A 25,888-nucleotide genomic window follows, 5' to 3' on the forward strand; every position below is an offset into this window, starting at 1 on the left:
AAAGCCGAATCTAAGGTTATGCCCATTCGGTATTTCTCAACCTTGTCATAACGTCTCTAAGATCACGTCATAACTCGTTATGACAAGTGATCCCGTGATGACCGATAACGTTCTCTCTCTCAGCAGCGTTCCTCTGCACACCCAGCTGCGCGACGTCCTGCGCGCCCGCATCCTCGACGGCGAATACCCGCAAGACAGCCAAATGCCCTCCGAAAGTGAACTCGGTGCGCTGTTCAAAGTCAGCCGCATCACCGTGCGCCAGGCACTGGGCGATCTGCAAAAGGAAGGACTGATCTTCAAGATCCACGGCAAGGGCACCTTCGTCGCCAAGCCGAAAACCTTTCAGAACGTCAGCAGCCTGCAAGGCCTCGCCGAATCCATGACCGGCCGTGGCTACGAAGTGATCAACCGCCTGCGCAGCTTCAAATTCATCCCCGCGGACAAACATGTGGCAGAGCGATTACAGGTCGCCGAGGGTGAAACCGTGGCGCAGATCAAACGCGTACGGCTGATCAATCGCGAGCCGATCTCGCTGGAAATCACCTACCTGCCCAAAGCCATCGGCGAACGGCTGGAGAAGGCTGATCTGGTCACCCGCGACATCTTTCTGATTCTCGAAAACGACTGCGGCATCGCCCTCGGCCATGCCGACCTGGCCATCGACGCCGTGCTCGCCGACAGCGATTTGACCCAGGCACTCAACGTCGAGGCCGGCTCGCCGATCATGCGCATCGAGCGCCTGACTCACGACGCGCAGGGCCAGCCGCTGGACTTCGAACACCTTTACTACCGTGGCGATGCGTTCCAGTACCGCCTGCGGATCGATCGGCAAAAAGGGGAGCAGGCATGACACGCAACACGCTTGAGCAGGAATACGACATCGTCGTGATCGGCGGTGGCACGGCCGGGCCGATGGCGGCGATCAAGGCCAAAGAGAAGAACCGCGACTTGCGTGTGTTGCTGGTCGACAAGGCCAACGTCAAACGCAGCGGTGCGATCAGCATGGGCATGGATGGCCTGAACAACGCGATCATCCCCGGCCACTCGACGCCTGAGCAGTACACCAAGGAAATCACCATCGCCAATGACGGCATCGTCAATCAGGCAGCGGTGTACGCCTACGCGACGCACAGCTTCGAAACCATCGAACAGCTCGACCGCTGGGGCGTGAAGTTCGAGAAGGACGAAACCGGTGATTACGCGGTGAAAAAAGTCCACCACATGGGCGCCTATGTGTTGCCGATGCCGGAAGGGCACGACATCAAAAAGGTGCTGTATCGCCAGTTGAAGCGCGCGCGAGTCAGCATCACCAATCGGCTGGTCTGCACGCGTTTGCTGACCGACGAGGAGGGCGCGGTCAACGGTGTGATGGGCTTCGATTGCCGCACCGCCGACTTCCATGTGATCAAGGCCAAGGCCGTCATCCTCGCGTGTGGCGCTGCTGGTCGCTTGGGTCTGCCGTCCTCCGGTTACCTGATGGGCACGTACGAAAACCCGACCAACGCCGGCGACGGTTACGCGATGGCCTATCACGCCGGAGCCGAACTGGCGAATCTGGAATGCTTCCAGATCAACCCGCTGATCAAGGATTACAACGGCCCGGCTTGCGCCTACGTGACCGGCCCGTTGGGCGGCTACACCGCGAACAACAAGGGCGAACGCTTCATCGAATGCGACTACTGGAGCGGGCAGATGATGTGGGAGTTCCATCGGGAACTGGAGAGCGGCAACGGTCCGGTGTTCCTCAAACTCGATCACCTCGCCGAAGAAACCATCCAGAACATCGAAGAGATTTTGCACAGCAATGAACGCCCGAGTCGCGGTCAGTTCCACGCCAACCGTGGCACCGACTACCGCACGCAAATGGTCGAGATGCACATCTCCGAGATCGGTTTTTGCAGCGGCCATTCGGCGTCCGGCGTGTGGGTCAACGAGCGTGCCGAAACCTCTGTGAAAGGTTTGTACTCCGCCGGGGACATGGCAGCGGTGCCGCACAACTACATGCTTGGCGCGTTTACCTACGGCTGGTTCGCCGGCCACAACGCGGCGGATTTTGTCGCCGGGCGCGAGTTTTCGGCGTTGGATAGCGCACAGATCGAGAAAGAAAAAGCACGGGTCTACGCCCCGCTGGATCGCGAACACGGTCTGCCGCCGGCCCAGGTCGAATACAAGCTGCGACGCTTCGTCAACGACTACCTGCAACCGCCGAAAGTGACCAAAAAAATGCAGATCGGCTTGCAGCGCTTCAGCGACATCGAGCGTGATCTCGATCAGATGAAGGCCAACAACGCCCATGAATTGATGCGCGCAATGGAAACCAGCGTGATCCGTGACTGCGCCGAAATGGCTGCCCGCGCCTCGTTGTTCCGCGCCGAAAGTCGCTGGGGTCTGTACCACTACCGGGTCGATCACCCGCAGCGTAACGACGGCGAGTGGTTCTGCCATTGCCACCTGAAGAAGGGCGATGACGGTCAGATGACCAGTTTCAAGAAAGCCGTCGAGCCCTACATCATCCCGCTCGATGCCGAGGAAATGCAGACTTATGACCGCTTGCGGGTTGGCGCCTTCGCCGCGTGATGCATCACTAAAAGAGAGCCCGAACCATGGCCTATCAAGCTCAGGAAATCTTCTTCCGCTCCAACGCCCCCGTCACCGTGGACGAGGACAAATGTATCGCCGACAAGGGCTGCACCGTGTGTGTCGATGTCTGTCCGATGGACTTGCTGGCGATCAACCCGGCCACGCAAAAGGCTTACATGGCGTTCGATGAATGCTGGTACTGCATGCCGTGTGAAAAGGATTGCCCGACGGGAGCCGTGAAGGTCGATATTCCTTATTTACTGCGTTGACTGATAGGGCCTTATCGCTGGCAAGCCAGCGCCCACAGGGATTTGCAGTGGGCCACAGATTTCGCAACACCAGAGAAACCTGTGGGAGCTGGCTTGCCAGCGATGAGGCCGCCCCAGTCAACCAAAGCCATCCGAAACCCCGGACGCTGGATTCAAAAACACCCCTCGTTTCCCACCGCGCCCTGATCGTGGCGGAGACGAACCTCCTATAACTGATTCGAGGGGAACCACTTATGTTGCGTGCAGTAATCGCCGGTCTGGTACTGGCTACGTTCACCCTGTCGGCCTCGGCCGAGACCATCCGCATTGCCATCGGCACCCAGGACACCACCATCAACTGCGCCGCCGGTGGGTTGTTGATCCGTGAGCTCGGTTTGCTCGAAAAATACCTGCCCCACAACGGCGTCTACAAGGACGCCAAATACGACGTGCAATGGAAAAACTTCACCAGCGGCGCGCCGCTGACCAACGAGATGGTCGCGGGCAAACTCGACTTCGGCGCCATGGCCGATTTCCCCGGCGCGTTCAACGGTGTGGCGTTCGAAACGGCCGGCAAACACAGCCTGTTCATCAGCGTGCTGTCGGGCAGCATCAAGGGTAGCGGCAACGGTATCGTCGTGCCGAGTGCGTCCGGCGTGCAGTCGCTGAGCGAACTCAAGGGCAAGACCATTTCGGTACCGTTCGCGTCGACGGCTCATGGCATGTTGCTGCGTGCGATGGCGGAGCAGGGCTGGGATCCGCTCAAGGATGTGAACATCATCGCCCAGCCGCCAGAAGTCGCTGGCTCCGCATTGCAGGCCGGCAAGATCGACGCCCACGCCGATTTCGTGCCGTTTGCCGAGTTGTTCCCGAGTCGTGGTTTCGCTCGCAAGATCTACGACGGCGCCCAGGCCAATGCGCCGACCTTCCACGGTGCGCTGGTGGATCAGGCCTACGCGAAAAAATACCCGGAGATCGTCGTCGCTTACCTGCGCGCGAGCATCGAGGCCAATCAACTGCTGGCCGCCGAACCGGAGAAGTACAGCGAACTGATCGCCAAAGTCACCGGCGTCGATGCCGAGGTCAATTACCTGTTCCACGGCCCGCTCGGCGTGCAGACGCGCGACCTGAGCTGGAAGCCTGAGTACCGTCAGGCGGTGGGTACGGCCATTGATACCTTGAAGCTGCTGAAGAAAGCCGATCGTGGTCTCGATTTGAACACCTTCATCGACGATCAATACATCCGTGCGGCGTTCAAGGCCTCCCATCTTGATTACGCCGCGCAGTTGGCCAACTACGCGCAGACGCCGCTCAAGCCTGTGGATGCGGCCAGCGGCAAGGCCATCACTGACTTCAGCCATGTCGCCGAAATCTGGGTACGTGGCGAAGACAAGGTGCGCCATTACGCCTCCGCCGAATCTGCCTTCACCGCGTTGGCCGGTTTGAAGCAGGACGGCAAAACCATTCGCGCGGTGTATGCGCAGGCGAGTGACAGCGGGATCAAGTTGCTGGCGGATCAGGCGTGGTTTGCCAGTGATGCCAAGGGCCGTTTGAGCGCGTTTCTGCTCAAGGGGCAGGCGCAGCAATTTGCAGCGGCGCAGGGCGGCAAGGTTTTCGACTTCACCGACGCCACGACCCAGGCCGTAGCGGCCCGTTAACAGCAGATCAAGAGCCCCTCACCCTAGCCCTCTCCCGGAGGGAGAGGGGACTGATCGAGGTGTTTGCGCGAGGTACACCGACCTGAAATACCGAGCCGAACTCAGGTTTTGAAAAAGCAGGCAGGTCGTCTCTATACCGAGCCGAACTCAGGTTTTGAAAAGATGAAGATCGGCTCCCTTTCCCCCTCTCCCCCCTGGGGGAGAGGGTTGGGGTGAGGGGGTAAATCTCAGCCATCACACAGATCCAGAACTGGAAACCCGCTCCATGAAATCATTCAACAACCGCTGGGCCGTAAGATCCGTCTCACTGCTGCTCTGCCTCCTATTCTGGCAACTCGCCGCCAGCCATCACTGGAACCTCGGCCTGGTCATCTTCGCCAACGTCCCCACGCCATTGGCCGTGATTGAAGCCGCGCTGGGCCTGGGCGACTCCGGCAAGCTGCTGCAACACCTGACCGCCAGCCTCGGCCGCGTGTTTGCCGGCTACCTCGCTGCGCTGGCGGTCGGCATTGCCATGGGCCTGGCCATCGGCCGCTCGACATGGGCCGAAGACGTGCTGTTGCCACCCCTGGAAGTGCTGCGCCCGATCCCGGCCGTGGCGTGGATTCCGTTGGCGATCCTGATGTTCCCATCGTCCGAGTTGTCGATGGTCTTCATCACCTTCACCGGCGCACTGTTCCCGATCCTGCTCAACACCGTGCACGGCGTCGAAGGCGTTGATCCACGCTTGATCGCCTCAGCCAAAAGCCTTGGGGCTGGGCGTCGGGCGATCCTGCTCGAAGTCATCCTGCCGGGCGCCGCACCGGGCATCATCACCGGCCTTGCGATCGGCATGGGCACTTCATGGTTCTGCCTGGTGACGGCGGAAATGATCTCCGGCCAGTTCGGCATCGGTTACTACACCTGGGAGTCCTACACCATTCAGAACTACGCCGACATCGTCGTCGGCATGTTGCTGATCGGTGTGTTGGGCATGGGCAGCAGTCTGTTGATCAAACGTCTGGGCGGCTTGTTCACGCCTTGGCATCGACCGCGAGGAAAAGCCTGATGAGCGTGATGCAAACCCCCGAAGGGCGGATCGATATTCGCCAGCTGTCGATCGTCCTCGGCGAAGGCCGCGAAGCCTTCGAGGCGGTGCAGGACCTCGATTGCCAGATCGAACCCGGCCAGTTCGTGTGCATTCTCGGCCCGTCCGGTTGCGGTAAGTCGACGCTGCTCGGCGCCTTGGCCGGGCACTTGAAGGCGTATGCTGGCAGCCTGAAAGTCGATGGCGGTGCGGTGTCCGGCCCTTCGCCGCAGCGTGGCATGGTGTTCCAGCATCACACACTGTTCCCGTGGCGCACGGTGCGCGACAACGTCGCCTTCGGCCTGAAGATGCGGGGCATCGGCAAGGTCGAGCGTCATCGCGCCGCTGATGAAATTCTTCAACTGGTCGGCCTCGACGGCTTCGCCGAGCGCTGGCCCGATCAACTCTCTGGCGGCATGCAGCAACGGGTGGAAATCGCCCGGGTACTGATCAATCGCCCGCGGCTGTTGCTGATGGACGAGCCGTTTGGCGCGCTCGATGCGCTGACCCGATTGAACATGCAAGCGCTGCTGCTGGACATCTGGACACGAATTCGCACCACCGTGGTGTTCGTCACCCATGACATCGATGAGGCGCTATTTCTCGCTGATCGCTTGCTGGTCATGAGCGCACGGCCGGGGCGAATCATCGAAGATCTGCGCCTCGACTTCGCTCGACCACGTACCAGCGATCTGGTCACCAGCGCCGAATTCTCCCGACTCAAGCGCCACTGCCTCGACCTGCTGCGCCATGACGACGACCGACCGCTGCCGCGCCTCAATCCGCTCGGCCTGCCGCGCGAAAACCCTTTGCCGAGATTTGCCCTATGACCTCTTTTTTTACCGTGACCGATAACCCTGACATTCTTGCCCTGCAACCACGCCTGACCGCTGCGGACGCCGGCGTGCGGCGCATTGCGCTGATTGAGCTGGCGGATCTGGAAGAGCCGGATGGCTTGCTCTGGCTGGTCGAGCGACTGTCCGACGATCCCGCCGAAGAGGTGCGTGCTGAAGCGGCGCGTCTGCTGGAGGCCTGGGAGAACGAACCGGTGGTTGAAGCCTTGTGCCAGGCGCTGACCGATCCATCGCCCGCCGTGAAATCTGCCGCAGCGCAAAGTCTGAGTTTGCTCAAGACCGAAGCGGCCGGGCGGGTGATTCTGCCGTGGACCGATCATGCTGAAGTCAGCGTACGCAATGCCGCGTTTCGGGCCCTGCGCGAACTGCGCTTTGCCGATGCTGCGCCCGCCGCCGTTGCGGCGCTGAATGATGCCGATGCCAACGTGCGCCGCGAGGCCGTGGGCGTGCTCGGCTGGCTCAAGCAACTCGACGCGCTACCGGCATTGGCCCGATTGGCCAGCGCTGACCCGGACACCGAAGTGCGCCGCGCTGCCACCGGTGCGCTCGGCCTGGCGTCCAGCGCTGAAGTCCTGCCAGCGCTGCGTCAGGCCTTGCAGGACAACGCCTGGCAAGTGCGTGAAGAAGCCGCCACCACCTTGGGCAAAGTCGGCCACAGCGACGCCGGCCCGGCATTGATCGAAGCCTTGAGCGACGACTATTGGCAAGTGCGTTTGCGCGCCACCCGCAGCCTCGGCCGCTTGCGTTTTGGCCCAGCGCTGGACGCTTTGATCGACACCCTCGGGCATCGCATCAGCAACCTGCGCAAGGAAGCCGCATTGGCCTTGGGTGAGTTGAATGATCGCGGCGCAGTGGCTGCGTTGCAGGCGGCACAGGATGACGGCGATCCGGAAGTACGCAAAGCGGTGCGGATTGCCTTGAGTCAGTTGCAATGAGTCCGCTGGCGATCGGCAATTCGCAGGGCGAGCAAACCCTGCGCCTGAGCTGGCCGGACGGTCGCGAATCGGTGCTCAATCACGCCGACCTGCGCCGCCAGTGCCCCTGCTCGCAATGCCGTGCGTTTCGCCTGCGCGGCTCGGCGCCTCTGGTGGACGAGCGAGTCCGTATCATCGAACTCAACCCGCAGGGTTACGGCGTGCAATTGGTGTTCAGCGATGGCCATCAACGCGGCATCTACCCGTGGACCTACCTGGCACAACTCACCCCTTGAACCCGATACTGCGTCGGCTTAGGCCGACTGCCGGTGCTTGTCAGGAAAATCCCACAGGAGTACAAATGTACTCCATGACAAACCTGACTCCCCGCCGTACCGCCATTCTGACTTTTATCCGCGAACGCATCGCCGAACACGGTCAGCCCCCAAGCCTCGCTGAAATCAGCGAGGCTTTTGGTTTTGCCTCGCGCAGCGTGGCGCGCAAGCATGTGCTGGCGCTCACCGAAGCCGGGTTTATCGAGGTCAACCCGCATCAGGCGCGGGGCATTCGCTTGCTCGGGCAACCGGCGCGACCGGAGTTGCTCGATATTCCCGTGCTCGGCCGAGTGGCCGCCGGTGCGCCGATTGGTGCCGATGCCGATCTCCATAGTCGTTTGCTGCTCGACCCGGCGCTGTTCTCCCGTACGCCCGACTACATGCTGCGGGTGCAGGGCGACTCGATGATCGAGGACGGCATTCTCGACGGCGATCTGGTCGGCGTGCGGCGCAATCCCGAGGCGCTCAACGGCCAGATCGTCGTGGCGCGGCTCGACGGTGAAGTCACCATCAAACGCTTTGAGCGCACGGGCGATGAGGTTCGCCTGCTGCCGCGCAACCCGGCCTACCAGCCGATTGTCGTGCGTGATGATCAGGACCTGGCTATTGAGGGAGTGTTCTGTGGCCTGGTGAGGCAAGGCTGATGGGCGCCGTCGTTGCGTTGGATACGCTGTTCAATGGCGGCCAGGTCTGGAAGGGCCGGCCTGCGCCACCGGCCGCGAGCCCACAACCGACCGGGCATGCCGCACTGGACGCAGCGTTGCCCAGTGGCGGCTGGCCGGAAGCGGCGCTGAGCGAAATCCTTCTGGCCGGCCCCGGGGTCGGCGAACTGCAACTGGTCTGGCCGACGCTGGCGCGGCTGTCGGCGGCGGGCGAGCGCATCGTGCTGGTGGCGCCGCCGTTCGTGCCCTACCCGCAAGCGTGGGAAAACGCCGGAGTCGATCTGCGACAGTTGTCGGTGATTCAAGCCAGTGAGCGCGATGCCTTGTGGGCGGCGGAACAATGCCTGCGCTCCGGCAGTTGCGGCGCGGTGCTGTGCTGGCCGCACAAGGCGGATGACCGCGCGTTACGGCGTTTGCAGGTGGCGGCGGAAACCGGCCAGACCCTGGCCTTTGCCTGGCGCTCGCTGAGCGAGGCGATCAACCCTTCACCGGCGGCGTTGCGCATTGCCATTGATGCCAAACCTGCCCAGTTGCGCGTGCTCAAATGCCGTGGCGGCCTGGCGCGCGCGACGCCCATTGCCTTTGCCGTGGGTCACTGAGGTCGTCATGCGCTGGGTGTGTATTCTGTTCCCGCAATTGGCCCTCGACGCCGTGCTGCGTCAACGCCCCGAACCTGATGAGCCGTTGGTGCTACTCAGCGGTCCGGCCCAGCGCCGGGTGCTGCAAGCCGTGAATGGCGCGGCGCGCAAACTTGGCTTGCGCCCCGGCCAGTCCATGACCGCTGCGCAAGCCTTGAGCAAAGGCTTTGCCACTGCCGATTACGACGCTGCCGAGGTCGAGCATTGGCAGCAGTTTCTCGCCGCATGGGCCTATCGTTTCAGCTCACAGGTCAGCGTGCATTACCCGCGTACCGTGGTGTTCGAGATCGAATCGAGCCTGGGCCTGTTCGGTTCCTGGGCGCAGTTAGAAGTGCGGCTGCGCAAAGAGCTAACCGAGCTGGGTTTCCGTCATCGCATCGTCGCCGCGCCCAACCCGGTGGCGGCACGAGTGCTGGCCAATGCTTATGACGGTTTGGTGGTGCCGGACGGTGAAGCCTTGCAGCATCACTTGGGGCAATTGCCCATCGACCGCGTTGGTCTTGAGCCGGGTGTGGCCACGGCATTGTCGCGCATGGGCCTGCGCAGTCTCATTCAGGTGCAGAGCCTGCCGCGTCAGGCCTTGGCACGGCGCTTCGAAGCGCAGATGCTCAAGCATCTCGACACCTTGTTTGGCGCACGTCCGCTGGCGCTGGCGTTTTATCTGCCACCGGATCGTTTCGATGTGCGCATCGAACTCAATTTCGACGTGCAATCCCATCAGGCGCTGCTGTTTCCGCTGCGCCGCCTGACCGGCGATCTATCGGCGTTCCTGTGTGGGCGCGACAGCGGCGTGCAGCGTTTCGATCTGCACCTGGAACATGCCGGGTTGCCGGATACGCTGATCAAGGTCGGCCTGCTCAGCGCCGAACGCGACCCGGCGATGCTCTTCGAGCTGGCCCGTGGCCGACTGGAGCAAGTGCAGGTTGAGGCTCCGGTGCGCGGCTTTCGGTTGCGCGCCGAAGATCTGCCGAGTTTCGTGCCGCAGTTTCAGGAATTGTTCGACGACCGTCCGCAGCAGACCTTGCCTTGGGAGCAATTGCGCGAACGCCTGCGCGCAAGGCTGGGCGACGACGCGGTGCAAGGCCTGCGTTTTCAGGCCGACCATCGTCCGGAGTGTGCGTGGCAATACGCCGTCGACAAACAGCGCTGCGCCGGTTTGCCCAGTGTCCAGCGTCCGGGCTGGTTGCTGGGCGAACCGCAAAGCGTACCGGAGGGTTCGGCACGCATCCTCATGGGGCCTGAACGGATCGAATCCGGCTGGTGGGACGGTGACGATGTGCGCCGCGATTACTACCTGATCCAGAACCGTGCCGGGCAGCAGGGCTGGGCCTACCGGGCGGTGGGCGAGGGCGGTCCGTTGTGGCTGCAGGGCTGGTTTGCATGAACGATGGTTACGCCGAGCTGCACTGCCTGTCGAACTTCAGTTTCCAGCGCGGTGCTTCCAGTGCGCTGGAGCTGTTCCAGCGGGCGAAAAAGCACGGCTATCAGGCGCTGGCGATCACCGATGAATGCACCCTGGCCGGGATCGTGCGTGCCTGGCAAGCGGCGAAATCCGTTGAGCTGCCATTGATTATCGGCAGCGAAATTCGCATCGAAAACGGCCCGAAACTGGTGCTGTTGGTGGAGAACCTTGCCGGTTATCAGGCACTGTGCCGTTTGATCACCCGCGCCCGGCGGCGTACGCAAAAAGGCCAGTATCAGGTGCTGCGCGAGGACTTTAGCGAGCCGTTGCCGGGGTTGCTGACGCTTTGGGTGCCGGACAGCATTGATGACGTCGAGGAGGGCCGTTGGCTCCGGCAAACCTTCGGCGAACGGCTGTGGCTGGCGGTGCAATTGCATCGCGGGCAGGACGATCAGCGGCGGTTGGCGGCGTTGTTGAGCCTGGCCGCTGAGTTGGGGATTGCCGCGGTGGCCAGTGGCGATGTGCACATGCACGCCCGTGGCCGGCGTGCCTTGCAGGACACCATGACGGCAATTCGGCACCACGTGCCGGTGGCCGAAGCCGGATTGCGCCTGCACCCCAATGGCGAACGGCATCTGCGCAGCGTCGAGGTGCAGCGGGAACTGTATCCGCCGGCGTTGCTGGATGAGTCAGTCGCGTTGGCTCGGCGTTGTACATTCGACCTGAGTCAGTTGCGTTATCAATATCCCAAAGAGCTGGTGCCGGACGGGCACACGGGCAGTTCCTGGTTACGGCACCTGACTAAAGCGGGCATCGCCTGGCGTTGGAAACAAGGCGCGCCCTTCAAGGTGCTGCGGCAGATCAACAAGGAATTAAAGCTGATCGCCGAACTCGGTTACGAAAGCTACTTCCTCACGGTGCATGACGTGGTGAACTTCGCCCGCGAACAGCACATCCTCTGTCAGGGCCGCGGTTCGGCGGCCAACTCGGCGGTGTGTTTTGCCTTGGGCATTACCGAGATCGATCCGGATCGCACCACGCTGCTGTTCGAACGCTTCATGTCGAAAGAGCGCAACGAGCCGCCGGACATCGACGTCGATTTCGAACACGAACGTCGCGAAGAAGTCCTGCAATACGTGTTTCGTCGTTATGGTCGCAACCGTGCGGCGTTGACGGCGGTGGTCAGCACGTATCACGCGGCCGGCGCGGTGCGCGATGTGGCCAAGGCCCTGGGCCTGCCGCCCGATCAAATCAACGCGCTGGCCGATTGCTGCGGCCATTGGAGCGATGAAACGCCGCCGCTCGCGCGTTTGCTCGAAGGCGGGTTCGACCCGGACAGTCCGGTGCTGCGCCGGGTGCTGAGCCTGACCGGGCAACTGATCGGTTTTCCCCGGCACCTGTCGCAACATCCCGGCGGTTTCGTGATTTCCGAACAGCCGCTCGACAGTCTGGTGCCGGTGGAGAATGCGGCGATGGCTGACCGCACGATCATCCAGTGGGACAAGGACGACCTCGATGCGGTCGGGCTGCTCAAGGTGGATATTCTTGCGCTGGGCATGCTCAGTGCGATCCGCCGCTGTTTCGACCTGCTGCGCCGTCATCGCCATCAAGACCTGACACTGGCGACGATTCCTGCCGAAGACAAACCGACCTACGAGATGATCAGCCGTGCCGACACCATCGGCGTGTTCCAGATCGAGTCACGCGCGCAGATGTCGATGCTGCCACGCCTGAAACCGGCGAAGTTTTACGATCTGGTGATCGAAGTGGCCATCGTCCGGCCGGGGCCGATTCAGGGCGGCATGGTCCATCCCTACCTGCGCCGCAGAAACAAGGAAGAGGCGGAAACCTATCCTTCGCCGGAACTGGAAGTGGTGCTTAAACGCACCCTCGGCGTGCCGCTGTTTCAGGAGCAGGTGATGCAGATCGCCATCGTCGCCGCCGACTACAGCCCCGGCGAGGCCGATCAGTTGCGCCGCTCAATGGCCGCCTGGAAACGCCACGGCGGGCTTGAGCCACACAAGGAACGACTCGCTGCCGGCATGAAGAAAAATGGCTACACACCGGAGTTCGCCGCGCAGATTTTCGAGCAGATCAAAGGCTTCGGCAGTTACGGTTTTCCCGAATCCCACGCCGCCAGCTTCGCCTTGCTGACGTATGCCAGTTGCTGGCTCAAGTGCCATGAACCGGCGGCGTTCGCCTGTGCGCTGATCAACAGTTGGCCGATGGGGTTCTACAGTCCTGACCAGATTCTGCAGGATGCGCGCCGGCATCAGTTGCAGGTCCGTGCGGTGGATGTGCGCGCCAGTGACTGGGATTGCAGCCTGGAACCGATCAGCGGCGCGCAACCGGCGATTCGCATGGGGCTGCGGATGATCAAGGGTTTTCGTGAGGACGACGCCCGGCGTATTGAGGCGGCTCGGGCACGCGGAGCATTTGCCGATGTCGCCGATCTGGGGGAGCGCGCCGGGCTCGACAGTCGGGCGCAGGCGTTGCTGGCAGATTCCGGGGCGTTACGTGGTCTGGCCGGACATCGGCATCGGGCGCGCTGGGAAGTGGCCGGAGTGCAGAAACAGCTTGGGTTGTTTGCCGGGTTGTCGAGTCAGGAAGAGCCTGACGTGGTGCTGCCCAAACCCAGTGTCGGCGAGGACTTGCATGCGGATTACACAACGGTCGGCACCACGCTGGGGCCGCATCCGCTGGCGCTGCTGCGCAATGAGTTGAAGGCGCGGCGCTGCCGCAGTTCGCAAGAGTTGCTCGATATCGAGCACGGACGCCCGGTCAGCATTGCCGGCTTGGTCACGGGCCGGCAACGTCCGGGCACAGCCAGCGGCGTGACGTTTGTCACGCTCGAAGACGAGTTCGGCAACGTCAACGTGGTGGTCTGGCGCGACCTCGCCGAGCGTCAGCGCCAGGTGCTGGTCGGCTCGCAACTGCTCAGGGTCGATGGCCGCTGGGAGCGCCAGGGCGAAGTGCGCCACCTGATCGCCGGACGCCTGAGTGATCTGAGCCCGCTGCTCAACGGCATCCGCGTGCAGAGCCGCGATTTTCATTGACCCGCTTTATATCTGCCGACACGCATCATTCGGGTGCGCGAGGACGCGCCAGTCGCAGTCATGTTGAGCCGATTAATTGACGCCAAAAAAATCTGTCGCGAATGATGGCACTTTGTCATAATGCCGCCCCTTTTTCCGCTCCCCACCGCGTTGCTGTGCCGGGACACACCGTTTTTCAAGAAGGAATACCCAGTGAGAATGATCTCCCGGATGTTGGTCTCAGGCGTTGCAATTGCGGTACTCGGCACGCTGGCCAGTTCGCTCGCCGGTTGCGCCACCGAAAGCTCCCGTGCGTTGCCGGTGGCCAAAGTTGAAAGTGCTTCTCACGTCTGGGCCGGCGTTCGCGTGCCGATGGCGGTGGGCAAGTTCGACAACCGTTCCAGCTACATGCGCGGGATTTTTTCCGACGGCGTTGACCGTCTCGGCGGTCAGGCCAAGACCATCCTGATCACGCACTTGCAGCAGACCAACCGTTTCTCCGTGCTGGATCGCGACAACATGGGCGAAATCCAGCAGGAAGCGGTAATCAAGGGCCAGGCCCAGCGTCTGAAAGGCGCCGATTACGTGGTCACCGGTGACGTCACCGAGTTCGGCCGCAAAGAGACCGGCGATCACCAGTTGTTCGGCATTCTCGGCCGTGGCAAGACCCAGGTGGCTTACGCCAAGGTCAACCTGAATATCGTCAACATCAGCACGTCGGAAGTGGTGTATTCGACCCAGGGCGCAGGCGAGTACGCCTTGTCCAACCGCGAAATCATCGGCTTCGGCGGCACCGCTGCCTACGACTCTACCCTCAACGGCAAAGTATTGGATCTGGCCATGCGCGAGGCGATCAATCGTCTGGTGGATGGCTTGAACGCCGGTGCCTGGAAACCGGGCAACTGATCGACGCCCATTGCAAGGAGCAACAACACATGAATTTGACTCTGTCGCGGTCGCTGCTGACCTTGACCCTGGCCGCCAGCACCTTGCTGGCCGGTTGTGCCGGCCCGAAAACCCTGTACCAGTGGGAAGGCTACGAACCGCAGGTCTATGAATACTTCAAGGGCGAAGAGCCGAAAGAAGCCCAGGCCGAAGCGCTTGAGCGTGACCTGCAAAAGATCCGCTCCACCGGCAAGGCCGTACCACCGGGTTACCACGCGCACCTGGGCCTGCTCTATCTGAGCATGGGCAAGGATGATCAGATGGTGCAGCAGTTCCGCACCGAAAAGACGCTGTTTCCCGAGTCCGGCACGTATATGGATTTTCTGCTTAAAAACGCCAAGACCGGAGACGCCAAATGATCCCGCGTGCAGTGAAACTGCTGGTCGGCGTGCTGGCGCTGAGCGTGCTCGGTGGCTGCGTCAAGCCCAAGACCGTGGACTATTCGGCGTACAAGCAGGCACGGCCCAAGACCATTCTGGTATTGCCGCCGCTGAACACATCGCCTGACGTCAAAGCGTCTTACAGCCTGCTGTCGCAGGTGACGTTTCCACTGGCCGAGGCCGGTTACTACGTATTGCCGATCACACTGGTTGACGAGACCTTTCGCCAGAACGGTTTGACCACGCCGGATGATATCCACCAGGCGCCGGCGCACAAACTGCAGGAAATTTTCGGCGCCGACGCGGCGTTGTACATCACCGTGACCGAATACGGGACGCGTTACATGGTGATCAGCAGCGAAACCGCAGTCACTGCAACGGCGAAACTGGTTGACCTGAAGAGCGGCACCACGCTGTGGACCGGCTCGGCCCGTGCTTCGAGCGAAGAGGGCGGTAACAACGGTGGCGGCGGCCTGATCGGCATGCTGATCACGGCGGCGGTGAAGCAGATCATCAACAGTTCCACCGATGCCGGTTTCCCGATTGCCGGCGTGGCGAGTAACCGCCTGTTGTCGGCCGGTCATCCGGCAGGTCTGTTGTACGGTCCGCGTTCGCCGAAGTACGGCACGGACTAAAGCTGCGACATTAATCCCTGTGGGAGCGAGCTTGCTCGCGAAGGCGGTTTGTCATTCAACATGGATGCTGACTGATCCACCGCTTTCGCGAGCAAGCTCGCTCCCACAGGCACTCGATCGCGCTTGCAACGAGCGCATCAGCGGCAACCCTGCCTCGACCCCATCGACTTACCATCAAGACCCTGCATCTTCCGGCCGAAGGCGATATTCTGCGCGACAGTTCATGCGCCACTGCTGCGTTGCCAGCACTGAAGGAGCTTTCGAATGACCGAGAAGAAACCGGAAACCACGGTCAACCGTGTCTACCAAGGGGTTTACGAGGCGATCAGCAAGCGTTCGCTGCGGCCGGGGATGAAACTGGGCGAAGCCTCGCTGGCGGAGTTATTTAATGTCAGCCGCACGTCGGTTCGCGCCGCGCTCAAGCAATTGGAGGCCGACGGACTGGTGACGACCGAGCCCAATAAAGGTGCATCGGTGTCGTTGCCGAGCAATGAAGAGATCCGTTCGCTGTTCGAAACCCGGCGCTTGATCGAGATCGGCATCGTCACTGAACTGTGCCGCCGCAAGGACACCGCAGCGATGCAAGCGCTGCGTGAACACCTGCTGCTGGAGGATGAGGCTCACGCGGCCGGGGACCATCCGCGGCTGATTTACCTGCTTGGTGAATTCCACATCAAACTCGCGCGCAGTCTCAATAACCCGGTGCTGCTCGACTGGTTCCAGAAGCTGATTTCCCGTGCCTCGCTGTATGCCGCAGCGCTGGACGACGACAGCCATCAAGTCTGCCGCGACGACGAACACCTGCGCCTGATCGAGTACATCGAGGCCGGTAATCAGAATGCCGCCATCGAGTTGACCTGCACGCACCTCAACGGCATCGAGAAGGCGATTCTCGACGTCGCCGCGAAAATGAAAACTGGCTACCATCCGCTCAAACACCTGATCGGCGTTTAATCCTGAGCCGGCGTTGAAATCGGCTATACCTCTAATGAAACCAATGAGTCAGACGATGCTCGAAACAGACGTGCGATCGCGGCGATTTGGCTTCGCGATCATTCGGGCAAACACACAGGACACCGAGTCACTCGATGCAGTTTTTATCCGATAGCCACGGTTGTGAAGGCTGGAAAGGCGAAATGGCCGGACGCATCTGCGCGTTCGACTGGAGCCATACCGAGTTGGGCCCGCTCGATCATTGGCCCGCCAGTCTGTGCTGCGCCGTGCAGATGATGCTCGCCTCGCCGTTGCCGATGGTCATGCTCTGGGGCCGCGCCGGTTACATGATCTATAACGACGCCTACTCGGAGTTTGCCGGTGGCCGCCATCCTTACCTGCTTGGCGTGCCGGTGGAGTTGGGCTGGCCGGAAGTGGCCGAGTTCAATCGGCATGTGGTCGACACTTGCCTGGCGGGTGGCACTTTGTCGTTTCGCAACAAAGAGCTGGTGTTGTTGCGCGACGGGGTTCCTGAAGACGTCTGGATGGATCTTTATTACAGCCCCGTGGCCAATGACGAAGGTTGCCCGTCCGGGGTGATGGCAATGGTGGTGGAAACCACCGAACTCGTGCGCTCGGAGCAATTGCGTCAAGCCGCGGAAGAAGCCTTCCGGGCCGACAACGAACGGGTACGCCTGGCGCTCAACGCAGGGGCTTTGCTCGGTTCGTTTGTCTGGGATGTGAAGAACAATGTGCTGTCGGCGGACGAGCGTTTTGTTCGCACGTTTTCTTACCCGCCGGACTATGATCTGAGCAACCTGGCACAACATATTGCGCATTCGCGAATTCACCCCGATGACCGTGCCTGGGTTGAGGAAAGTATCGACCATTGCGTAAAGACCGGCGCGCCATACAACGTCGAATACCGCGTGCTGCGCAGCGATGGCAGTTACCTATGGGTGCTGGCCAGCGGCGGTTGCGAGTTCGACGAACGCGGTGAAGCACTGCGTTTCCCCGGGGTATTGATCGACATCCATGAGCGCAAGAGCGCCGAAGAGTCCCTGCTCAAGTTCACCCGTAACCTCGAACAGCGGGTGGCCGATGAAGTCGAAGCGCGGCTCGCTGCCGAAGAACAACTGCGCCAATCGCAAAAGCTCGAGTCCATTGGCGGACTTACCGGTGGCGTGGCCCATGACTTCAATAACCTGTTGCAGGTAATTGCCGGCAACCTGCACCTGCTGGCGCGGCATGAGCCGGATAACGCCAACGTGCAGCGGCGCGTCAGCGCTTCGCTGGCGGCGGTCGAGCGCGGGGCCAAGCTGTCTTCGCAACTGCTCGCGTTTGCCCGGCGTCAACCGCTGTCGCCGGCCGTGTGCAATCCGCAGCAAATCTTTGAAGGCGTCGGCGAGTTGCTGCAACGGGCGCTCGGCGAAACCATTCACATCGATGTGCAATTGCCACAAGCACCGTGGCACATCAACGTCGACCGCAATCAACTGGAAAACGCCATTCTTAACCTGGCAATCAACGCTCGCGATGCCATGAAAGGCGAGGGCACGATTGTGCTGAGCGCTTTCAATACGTTTCTGGACAGCACGTTTTGCGTCGGCAAAGGCATCGTCCCCGGCGAGTTCGTGCGGGTGACGGTCAGCGATACCGGCGCCGGCATTCCCGCGCAGATACTGGAGCAGGTGTTCGAACCGTTCTTCACCACCAAGGCCGATGGCCAGGGCACCGGGCTCGGCTTGAGCATGGTGTTCGGTTTCGTCAAACAGAGCGGCGGGCATGTCGAGATCGATAGCAAGCTGGGCGAAGGTACGCGGGTAGAGCTGTACTTTCCGCGCAGTTTGCGGCCGATTCGCGAAGAGTCCTCCGTTGCTGATGAAGTGTTGGGCGGCGGCAACGAGACCATTCTGGTGGTCGAGGACAACGACGCGGTGCGGGCCTCGGCAGTGGAATTGCTGCGCGATGAGGGCTATCAGGTACTGATTGCCGGCAACGGCGACGCCGCGATGCAGATGCTGCTGGAAGGCGTTGAAGTGGATCTGATTTTCACCGACGTGGTCATGCCTGGGCTGATCAAGAGTTCCGACCTGTTTGCCTGGGCCAAGGTGCAGAAGCCACCGGTGGCAGTGCTGTTCACCTCCGGCCATACCCGCGACATCATCTCGCGCAATCACCAGTTGAGTCCCGACACCCATTTGCTCGGCAAGCCGTATGGCCCGGAATCGTTGTTGCAGATGATTCGTTCGGTGCTAAGCGGCTGAGCTTGAAAACTTCCCACCAAGGCAGGCTGATGACTTCAAAACGCACCTCCAAAGCACCCGCCGGCATGGTTCGCGTGCGCGGCGCCCGTGAGCACAATCTGAAGAACGTCGACATCGACATCCCCCGTGATGCATTGGTGGTGTTCACCGGCGTGTCCGGGTCGGGCAAGTCGTCCCTGGCGTTTTCCACTTTGTATGCCGAAGCCCAGCGCCGCTACTTCGAATCGGTCGCGCCCTACGCGCGGCGGCTGATCGATCAGGTCGGAGTGCCGGATGTCGATTCCATCGAAGGCCTGCCTCCCGCCGTGGCCCTGCAACAGCAGCGGGGCACGCCGAGCACGCGCTCCTCGGTCGGCAGTGTCACGACGTTGTCGAGCCTGATCCGCATGCTCTATTCCCGCGCCGGCAGTTACCCGCCGGGGCAGGCGATGCTGTACGCCGAGGACTTTTCGCCGAACACGCCTCAGGGCGCCTGCCCGGATTGTCATGGTCTCGGGCGGGTCTATGAAGTGACCGAAGCGTTGATGGTGCCGGACCCGAGCCTGACCATCCGCCAGCGTGCCGTGGCGTCCTGGCCGCTGGCATGGCAGGGGCAGAACCTGCGCGACATCCTCGTGACGATGGGCATCGACGTTGACATCCCATGGCGCAAGTTGCCGAAAAAACAGCGCGACTGGATTCTCTTCACTGAAGAAACCCCGACCGTGCCGGTGTACGCCGGGCTGACCCCGGAAGAGACGCGTGTCGCCCTCAAGCGCAAAATGGAGCCGAGTTATCAAGGCACCTTCACCGGCGCCCGCCGCTACATCCTGCACACCTTCACCCACTCGCAAAGTGCGCTGATGAAAAAGCGCGTGGCGCGGTTCATGCTCGGCAGTCCTTGCCCCTTGTGCGATGGCAAACGGCTGAAGCGCGAGGCGTTGGCAGTGACATTTGCCGGGTACGACATCGGTGAGTTGTCACAGATGCCGCTGCTGCAAGTCGCCGAAGTTCTGAAACCGGTGGCGGCTGCCAGTTATCTGGAGCACGCCGAGGAAACCGGCGAAACCCTCAGTCACGCGCAAACCCGCGAAGCCCGGCAACAGCGCGTCGCGAAGGGGGCCAGTGGTCACGCCAGCGCGCCAGATGTGCGCCACACACCGAACCTGTCACTGGAAAAGCGCCTGGCGGCGCAGCGCATTGCCGAGGATCTGCTGGAACGGGTCACCACGTTGACCGAACTGGGGCTGGGCTATCTGGCTCTGGAACGCAGCACGCCGACCTTGTCGTCGGGTGAGTTGCAGCGCCTGCGATTGGCGACGCAATTGGGTTCGCAGTTGTTCGGCGTGATTTACGTGCTCGACGAGCCCTCCGCCGGTTTGCACCCGGCCGACGGAGAGGCGTTGTTCGAAGCCTTGCAGCGCTTGAAGGCGGACGGCAACACGCTGTTTGTGGTTGAGCATGATCTGGAAACCATGCGCCGCGCTGACTGGTTGATCGACGTCGGGCCGGCGGCGGGTGAGAAGGGCGGTCAGGTGTTGTACAGCGGCCCACCTGCGGGGCTGGCCGACATCGAACAATCGCAGACCCGCGCTTATCTGTTCGCCGAAGCGCCACGCCAGACGCGTGCCGCGCGCAAGCCGACGGCGTGGCTGAAGCTGGAGGGCATCACTCGCAACAACCTCAACAACCTCAGCGCCGAATTTCCCCTGGGTTGTTTCACTTCGGTGACCGGTGTCTCCGGTTCCGGCAAGTCGAGTCTGGTCAGTCAGGCGTTGCTGGAACTGGTCGGTGCACAACTGGGACGGCCGAGCGCTGAGGCTGAGGCTGAAGAGCTGAGCCTTGAGGACGACGCGCCGCAAGTCAGCAGCGGCCAGATCACGGCCGGGCTGGCGTCGATCAAGCGCCTGGTGCAGGTCGATCAGAAACCCATCGGCCGTACGCCGCGCTCCAATCTGGCGACCTACACCGGGCTGTTCGATAACGTGCGCAAGCTGTTTGCTGGCACCCCCCAGGCGCGGGTGGCGGGCTATGACGCCGGGCAGTTTTCCTTCAACGTTGCCAAGGGCCGTTGCGCGACGTGCGAGGGTGAGGGGTTTGTCAGTGTCGAGTTGCTGTTCATGCCCAGCGTGTATGCGCCGTGCCCGACGTGTCATGGCGCGCGGTACAACCCGCAGACACTGGCGGTTTTGTGGGAGGGCTTGAGCATCGCGCAGGTGCTGCAATTGACGGTCGATGAGGCGGTGGAAGTTTTTGTCGGGCAACCGGGGATTCGCCGTTCGCTGGAGGTGTTGCGCGATATTGGTCTTGGTTATTTGCGACTTGGACAACCGGCGACGGAGTTGTCGGGCGGTGAGGCGCAGCGGATCAAACTGGCCACCGAGTTGCAGCGCAATCAGCGCGGCGCGACGTTGTATGTGCTGGATGAACCGACCACCGGCCTGCATCCGCGGGATGTCGACCGACTGTTGGAACAACTGGATTCGCTGGTGACAGCGGGGCACACGGTCGTCGTGGTCGAGCATGAAATGCGCGTGGTGGCGCAGAGCGACTGGGTGATCGACATTGGCCCGGGGGCGGGAGATGAGGGCGGCAAAATTGTCGTGGCGGGCACGCCGCAGAAAGTGGCTGCCAGCAAAAAGAGCCGGACCGCGCCGTTTCTGGCCCGTGCCTTGAGCCGATAATCGCGTCGATCCCGACGGCCTGATCGCTGGCAAGCCAGCTCCCACAGGTTATTGGGTTGTACTCGATTTACGAGTTCCCTTCACTCCGTGTGGGAGCTGGCTTGCAAGCGATAGCGGTGGTTCAGGCGCCGTCGAGGGTACGGCGAACCTTGTCCAGCAATTCGCTGATCTGAAACGGTTTGACCAGCATGTCCATCCCTTCGCCGAGAAACACCTGACGGTTGATCGCGGTTTCGGCATAGCCGGTCATGAACAGGATCGGCAATCCTTCGCGCCAGCCTCGCGCAACATCTGCCAGTTCGCGCCCGCTCATGCGCGGCAAGCCGACGTCGCTCAGCAACAGGTCGATCGATGGATCGTTCTGCAAGCGCTCCAGCGCCGTCTCGATGTCGGCGGCCTGAGTGCAGCGATAACCGGCATCTTCCAGCACTTCTGTGACGAACATCCGCACCGAGGGCATGTCCTCGACAATCAACACATGCTCGCCAGTGCCCTGCGCATTGACTACCTCTGGTGAAGCTTCAACGCCGACCGGGTTGCTGGTGGCCGGCAACATGATGGTCACTTCTGTGCCACGCCGGGCGACACTGCGGATGTGCGCATCACCGCCCGATTGCCGGGCAAAACCGTAAATCGTCGACAAGCCCAGCCCGGTGCCTTGGCCCAAAGGTTTGGTGGTGAAGAACGGGTCGAAGACCTTGTCGATCACGTGGTGCTCGATCCCGGTGCCGTCATCGCGCACCGACAACGCCACGTACGCGCCATCGGCCAGGTTCGGGTCGCCGTGGGAATACGCCGCGTAGGTGTTGACCCAGATGTTGCCTCCCTGAGGCAGTGCATCGCGGGCGTTGATCACCAGATTGAGCATCGCGCTTTCCAGCTGGCTCGGATCGACCAGTGCAATTGCCGGTTTGCTGGTCAGCTCCAGCTTCAGGGCAATCCGTTCACCGATGGTGCGCACCAGCAGTTCTTCCAGTGACCGCATGTGCTCGTTGATATCCACGGGCCGGGTGTCCAGCGGTTGCTGACGGGCGAACGCCAGCAAGCGATGGGTGAGCGAGGCTGCGCTCGTCGCGGAGTTCAGCGCCGCTTCGGCATACAACTTGACCTTTTCCGGACGATTGTCAGCGATGCGCTTCTGGATCAGCTCAAGACTGGTGATGATGCCGGTCAGCAGGTTGTTGAAGTCGTGGGCAATGCCGCCCGTGAGCTTGCCCAGCGCATCCATTTTCTGCACTTGCAGCAACTGCGATTCGGCGCGTTCCAGTTGTGAGGTCGTGTCATCCAGGCGTGCCAGGTGCGTGCGTTCGCGATGGCGGTGTTCGGTGACGTCTTCGACAAATACAAGGCTCAACTCGGGGGTGCGGTACGGCGAAATCTGCCATTCGGTCTCGCGAATCTCGCCCTGCACGCGCATGTTCAGCGTGCCTTTCCAGCGCTCGCCATCGACCAGGCGCAGGCGCAGTTCATTGAGAATCGCATTTTGATCGTCGGCGAAGCATTCGCTCAGGGCCTGCGGGTCGCGGTTATCCAGAATCAACTGATTGAACGCGTGGTTGCACTCATGCACCTTGAGGCTCGCATCCAGCACCGCAATGGGCGCGGACACATTGACGAAAATCTCGCGGAACCGCGCTTCGCTTTCGCGCAGTGCATTTTCCGTGTCGCGCACCCGCAGCAGCGTGCGCAGGGTGGCGAGCAACACGTCCGGGTCGACCGGGTGAATCAAGTAGGCATCGGCACCGGCATTCAGACCGGTGATGATGTCGCCGGTCTGGATCGATGCCGCCGAAACGTGGATCACCGGCAGAAGGGCGGTGCGGGTATCGGCGCGCAGGATGCGCACGATGTCGAAGCCGCTCATGTCCGGCAGGTTGACGTCGAGAATCAACGCATCGATCGCTTCGCTCTCGATCAATGCCAGACCATCGGTGCCGGTGCCAGCCTCGAGGACTTCATAGTCGTGGCGTTCCAGGCGTTTGCGCAAGGCATAGCGGGTAGCGACGTTGTCATCGACGATCAACAGGCGGATGTCACGTTTCATCGACGTTCTCCAAAGCGATCGCCAACGGAATAATCACGTAAAAGGTCGAGCCGACGCCCGGTGCGCTGTCCATTCCGACCTCTCCACCCAACAGGGCTGCGAAGCGTTTACACAAGGAAAGCCCCAGTCCGGTGCCGCGCAAGCGTTTCTGTAGCGGCGAGTCGACCTGGGAAAAGTCCTCGAACAATGCACCATGCAGCTCCGCCGCGATACCAATACCGGTGTCGCTGACGGCAAAACGTATTTTGTCCGTGCCTTCAAGTCGCGCCGAAACCCGCACTTCGCCACGCGTGGTGAACTTCAGCGAGTTGGAAATGAAGTTGCGCAGGATTTGCGCGAGTTTCTTGTCGTCGGTGTACAGACGCGGCAGGCCTTTGGGTTCCTCGAAGATCAGGTCCACCGCGGACGCATCAACGATCGGTCGAAACATCCCGCGCAGGGCTGAAAACAGATCGAACATGTCGAACCACGCCGGGGAAATGCTGATGCGACCGGCCTCGATTTTCGCCAGATCGAGCAAGTCGTCGACCATGTCGCTGAGTTCGCGGGCGGCCGTGCTGACGAAGGCGACCTGTTTGTGTTGCTCGGGGCTCAGCGGCCCGTCCAGCTCGTCGGCGAGCAGGCTGTTGATGCTCAGGATCGAACCCAGCGGGGTGCGGAACTCATGGCTCATGTACGACAGGAAACGGCTTTTGAGGTCCGAAGCCTGACGCAATTCTTCTGCCTGAATGTCGAGCTCGGCGTACAGCGCCAGCACGCCCTGATTGGTTTCATCGAGTTCTGCGCGCAAGGCTTCGGTTTCGCTCTGCAACTGGGCGATCAGCGCAGCCTGTTCAGCATTGCTCGCAATGGGCGACTCAGCCATGGGCGGCCTCCAGGGCAACGACCAGTACCGTTACATCATCCCGACCGCGGCAGAAGTCGCGATGCAAAATGGCGGCTATCACGGCAGGATGGCGGTGCACCAGGCCGGGGTAGTCTTGAAGATTCCAACGGGACTGCAAACCGTCGCTGTACATGATCAAAAGATGTCCGTTCACGTGAGCATAGTCAAAGGGCTGGGCTTTCCGGTATTGGCTGCCAACGATGCCAGGGTGCGACGCCAGTCCGCGAGATTTGTCGGCGGTAAGCAGGCTGGCGCCAATATTACCGACCCCGGTGAAACTCAGGTTGGCGCGATCGCCGTGAAACTGTGCGAACGCCACCGCGCCGCCGCGAGTGCCGATCATGTCCCGGTGCAGGTCTTCCATCAGCGTCGTTGGCGCACTGAATGGCGCCCGGGCAAACGCTTGCTCGCCGGCCCGTCCGGCAAGTTCGGCATCTTCACCATGGCCGAGGCCGTCAACGATCAGCGCGCTGATGTCCGCGCCGTGATACGCCAGATGCCAGACATCGCCGCAGGCCGGGTCGTTATGCAGCGAGTGCTGACTGACGCCGTAAAGCAGGTCCGGCTGACGGTTGTTGCGCGGATACAAACGCGCGAGCAACACGGCTCCACGGTGGTCGGCATACACGTCAAACACATCGGCCTGGCGTGACACCGCGCCAAGGCCGATGCCTTGGGTGCCGCCGGTAGAAAAGCCGTCAGTGAGGCATGCCTCCAGGTCAAAACCCTTGGCACGATCCACCGCCAGCAGTTCGATCCCTGCATCGCCCTGACGTGGCAGCACGCGCAAGTGCAGCTCGCCACGGCCGGCATGTTTGAGCAGATTGCTCGCCAGTTCGGTGACCACCAGTGCCACGCGTCCGGCATCGCTTTCACTGAAACCGTGCTGTTCGGCAAGCCGTTGAGCCGTGCGTCTTGCAAAGCCGATCTGGCTGCTGTCTTCGATCAGTAATACTTGGGTCAGTGACCCGTTAATGTTCATGTCCATCGCGTAATCGTTATGCGGGTGCCCTTGCCGGGCTCCGTATCCAGTTCGAACTCCTGGACCAGCCGTTTCGCACCGGTCAGACCCAGGCCCATGCCGCTGCCGGACGTCCAGCCGTCGGTCATTGCCAGTTTGATGTCGGCAATGCCCGGCCCCTCGTCGCGAAAGGTCAGGCGCAGACCGACCTTGTGATCCTCATCGAGAATCTGCCAGTCCATGTCGCCGCCACCCCCGTAAACCATGGTGTTGCGCGCCAGTTCGCTGACAGCCGTGACCATTTTGGTCAGGTCGATCAGGCGCATGCCGCACTCGGTGGCCAGTTTGCGTGCGGTCTGGCGGGCCAGCACCACATCCTGCTCAATGTGAATGGGTTGAGTACCGCTACTGCGCACGGTCATTGCTGACTTACTCGTTCCCGCAGCACTTTCATCCCACGCTCGACATTGAGCGCTGTGCTGACACCGGGCAGAGTCAGGCCGAGTTCGACCAAGGTAATCGCCACCGCCGGCTGCATGCCGACCAGCATGGTTTCGGCGTCCATGATTTTCGACAGGCCGGAGATGGTGCTGATCATCCGGCCGATAAATGAGTCGACCATGTCCAGCGCCGAGATGTCGATCAACACGCCACGCGCCGAGGTTTTGCTGATGCGTTCGGACAGATCGTCCTGCAGGGTCAAGGCGAGTTGGTCATGCATGTCGACCTGAATGGTCACCAGCAGGAACTCACCCATCTGAAGAATCGGAATTCTTTCCATG

General features: G+C 61.6%; 23 protein-coding genes and 1 pseudogene. 18 read left to right on the plus strand and 6 right to left on the minus strand.

Features of this window, described 5'->3' with window-relative positions; all coding sequences use genetic code 11:
• The first annotated feature begins 97 nt into the window (after window positions 1-97).
• The 15 genes from AB4P91_RS17280 (at window position 98) to AB4P91_RS17350 (ending at window position 15,352) form a co-directional block, all read left to right on the plus strand.
• A complete protein-coding gene (locus AB4P91_RS17280; protein WP_150687154.1) occupies window positions 98-850 on the plus strand; it encodes a GntR family transcriptional regulator in 753 nt (250 codons plus the stop codon).
• Window positions 847-2,577, plus strand: coding sequence for a fumarate reductase/succinate dehydrogenase flavoprotein subunit (locus AB4P91_RS17285; RefSeq protein WP_395603287.1), 1,731 nt, complete (start codon window positions 847-849; stop codon window positions 2,575-2,577). The genes AB4P91_RS17280 and AB4P91_RS17285 overlap by 4 nt, the downstream gene beginning before the upstream one ends.
• Window positions 2,578-2,603: 26 nt before the next feature.
• Window positions 2,604-2,849, plus strand: a complete 246-nt coding sequence (locus tag AB4P91_RS17290; protein ID WP_042559450.1) for a ferredoxin family protein — start codon at window positions 2,604-2,606, stop codon at window positions 2,847-2,849.
• Window positions 2,850-3,082: 233 nt separating this feature from the next.
• A complete protein-coding gene (locus AB4P91_RS17295; protein WP_395603288.1) occupies window positions 3,083-4,486 on the plus strand; it encodes an ABC transporter substrate-binding protein in 1,404 nt (467 codons plus the stop codon).
• A gap of 265 nt (window positions 4,487-4,751) precedes the next feature.
• Window positions 4,752-5,534: an ABC transporter permease gene (locus AB4P91_RS17300; RefSeq protein WP_395603289.1), complete on the plus strand. Its 783-nt coding sequence runs from the start codon at window positions 4,752-4,754 to the stop codon at window positions 5,532-5,534.
• Window positions 5,534-6,382, plus strand: coding sequence for an ABC transporter ATP-binding protein (locus AB4P91_RS17305; protein ID WP_395603290.1), 849 nt, complete (start codon window positions 5,534-5,536; stop codon window positions 6,380-6,382). The genes AB4P91_RS17300 and AB4P91_RS17305 overlap by 1 nt, the downstream gene beginning before the upstream one ends.
• A complete protein-coding gene (locus AB4P91_RS17310; RefSeq protein WP_395603291.1) occupies window positions 6,379-7,341 on the plus strand; it encodes a HEAT repeat domain-containing protein in 963 nt (320 codons plus the stop codon). Before AB4P91_RS17305 ends, AB4P91_RS17310 begins: the two co-directional genes overlap by 4 nt.
• Window positions 7,338-7,616: a DUF971 domain-containing protein gene (locus AB4P91_RS17315; protein WP_395603292.1), complete on the plus strand. Its 279-nt coding sequence runs from the start codon at window positions 7,338-7,340 to the stop codon at window positions 7,614-7,616. Before AB4P91_RS17310 ends, AB4P91_RS17315 begins: the two co-directional genes overlap by 4 nt.
• 65 nt (window positions 7,617-7,681) lie before the next feature.
• Window positions 7,682-8,299, plus strand: coding sequence for a transcriptional repressor LexA (gene lexA, locus AB4P91_RS17320; protein WP_047301573.1), 618 nt, complete (start codon window positions 7,682-7,684; stop codon window positions 8,297-8,299).
• On the plus strand, window positions 8,299-8,916 hold the full coding sequence (imuA, locus tag AB4P91_RS17325; protein ID WP_115147025.1) for a translesion DNA synthesis-associated protein ImuA: 618 nt from the start codon (window positions 8,299-8,301) through the stop codon (window positions 8,914-8,916). The genes lexA and imuA overlap by 1 nt, the downstream gene beginning before the upstream one ends.
• A 7-nt stretch (window positions 8,917-8,923) precedes the next feature.
• Entirely contained in the window at window positions 8,924-10,339 is a 1,416-nt protein-coding gene (locus AB4P91_RS17330; protein WP_395603293.1) for a Y-family DNA polymerase, read from the plus strand.
• Window positions 10,336-13,413 carry an error-prone DNA polymerase gene (locus AB4P91_RS17335; RefSeq protein WP_395603294.1) on the plus strand — a complete coding sequence of 1,026 codons (3,078 nt, stop codon included), beginning with the start codon at window positions 10,336-10,338 and terminating at the stop codon, window positions 13,411-13,413. The genes AB4P91_RS17330 and AB4P91_RS17335 overlap by 4 nt, the downstream gene beginning before the upstream one ends.
• 198 nt (window positions 13,414-13,611) lie before the next feature.
• Entirely contained in the window at window positions 13,612-14,298 is a 687-nt protein-coding gene (locus AB4P91_RS17340; RefSeq protein WP_395604971.1) for a CsgG/HfaB family protein, read from the plus strand.
• Window positions 14,299-14,327: 29 nt separating this feature from the next.
• Window positions 14,328-14,696: a DUF4810 domain-containing protein gene (locus AB4P91_RS17345; protein WP_150592086.1), complete on the plus strand. Its 369-nt coding sequence runs from the start codon at window positions 14,328-14,330 to the stop codon at window positions 14,694-14,696.
• Window positions 14,693-15,352 (plus strand): DUF799 domain-containing protein, encoded by a 660-nt coding sequence (locus AB4P91_RS17350; protein ID WP_150592085.1) that lies wholly within the window; start codon window positions 14,693-14,695, stop codon window positions 15,350-15,352. Before AB4P91_RS17345 ends, AB4P91_RS17350 begins: the two co-directional genes overlap by 4 nt.
• Before the next feature lie 17 nt (window positions 15,353-15,369).
• Here the strand turns inward: AB4P91_RS17350 and AB4P91_RS17355 are convergent.
• Window positions 15,370-15,465 (minus strand): annotated as a pseudogene (locus AB4P91_RS17355) (metal ABC transporter ATP-binding protein); the annotation flags it as partial.
• A 151-nt stretch (window positions 15,466-15,616) separates the two neighbouring features.
• Here AB4P91_RS17355 and AB4P91_RS17360 point away from each other — a divergent pair.
• The 3 genes from AB4P91_RS17360 to AB4P91_RS17370 all read left to right on the plus strand — a co-directional run bounded on the left by AB4P91_RS17360 (window position 15,617) and on the right by AB4P91_RS17370 (window position 21,215).
• Entirely contained in the window at window positions 15,617-16,306 is a 690-nt protein-coding gene (locus tag AB4P91_RS17360) for a GntR family transcriptional regulator (protein ID WP_150592084.1), read from the plus strand.
• A gap of 134 nt (window positions 16,307-16,440) precedes the next feature.
• Window positions 16,441-18,552 carry an ATP-binding protein gene (locus AB4P91_RS17365; protein ID WP_395603295.1) on the plus strand — a complete coding sequence of 704 codons (2,112 nt, stop codon included), beginning with the start codon at window positions 16,441-16,443 and terminating at the stop codon, window positions 18,550-18,552.
• A 29-nt stretch (window positions 18,553-18,581) separates the two neighbouring features.
• A complete protein-coding gene (locus AB4P91_RS17370; protein WP_395603296.1) occupies window positions 18,582-21,215 on the plus strand; it encodes an excinuclease ABC subunit A in 2,634 nt (877 codons plus the stop codon).
• 121 nt (window positions 21,216-21,336) lie between these two features.
• Here AB4P91_RS17370 and AB4P91_RS17375 read toward each other — a convergent pair whose 3' ends face one another.
• The 5 genes from AB4P91_RS17375 to AB4P91_RS17395 are packed head-to-tail and all read right to left on the minus strand — an operon-like array spanning window position 21,337 to window position 25,887.
• Window positions 21,337-23,259 (minus strand): response regulator, encoded by a 1,923-nt coding sequence (locus AB4P91_RS17375; protein ID WP_150592081.1) that lies wholly within the window; start codon window positions 23,257-23,259, stop codon window positions 21,337-21,339.
• Window positions 23,249-24,124, minus strand: a complete 876-nt coding sequence (locus AB4P91_RS17380; RefSeq protein WP_150597902.1) for a sensor histidine kinase KdpD — start codon at window positions 24,122-24,124, stop codon at window positions 23,249-23,251. The genes AB4P91_RS17375 and AB4P91_RS17380 overlap by 11 nt, the downstream gene beginning before the upstream one ends.
• Window positions 24,117-25,127 carry an ATP-binding protein gene (locus tag AB4P91_RS17385; protein ID WP_395604972.1) on the minus strand — a complete coding sequence of 337 codons (1,011 nt, stop codon included), beginning with the start codon at window positions 25,125-25,127 and terminating at the stop codon, window positions 24,117-24,119. Before AB4P91_RS17385 ends, AB4P91_RS17380 begins: the two co-directional genes overlap by 8 nt.
• Window positions 25,124-25,528: an anti-sigma regulatory factor gene (locus AB4P91_RS17390; protein ID WP_042559428.1), complete on the minus strand. Its 405-nt coding sequence runs from the start codon at window positions 25,526-25,528 to the stop codon at window positions 25,124-25,126. Before AB4P91_RS17390 ends, AB4P91_RS17385 begins: the two co-directional genes overlap by 4 nt.
• Window positions 25,525-25,887 (minus strand): STAS domain-containing protein, encoded by a 363-nt coding sequence (locus AB4P91_RS17395; RefSeq protein WP_150592079.1) that lies wholly within the window; start codon window positions 25,885-25,887, stop codon window positions 25,525-25,527. Before AB4P91_RS17395 ends, AB4P91_RS17390 begins: the two co-directional genes overlap by 4 nt.
• Between the last annotated feature and the right edge of the window lies 1 nt (window position 25,888).

It is taken from the genome of Pseudomonas sp. B21128 (genome assembly GCF_044218865.1).
GTDB classification, from domain to species: Bacteria; Pseudomonadota; Gammaproteobacteria; order Pseudomonadales; family Pseudomonadaceae; genus Aquipseudomonas; species Aquipseudomonas iridis.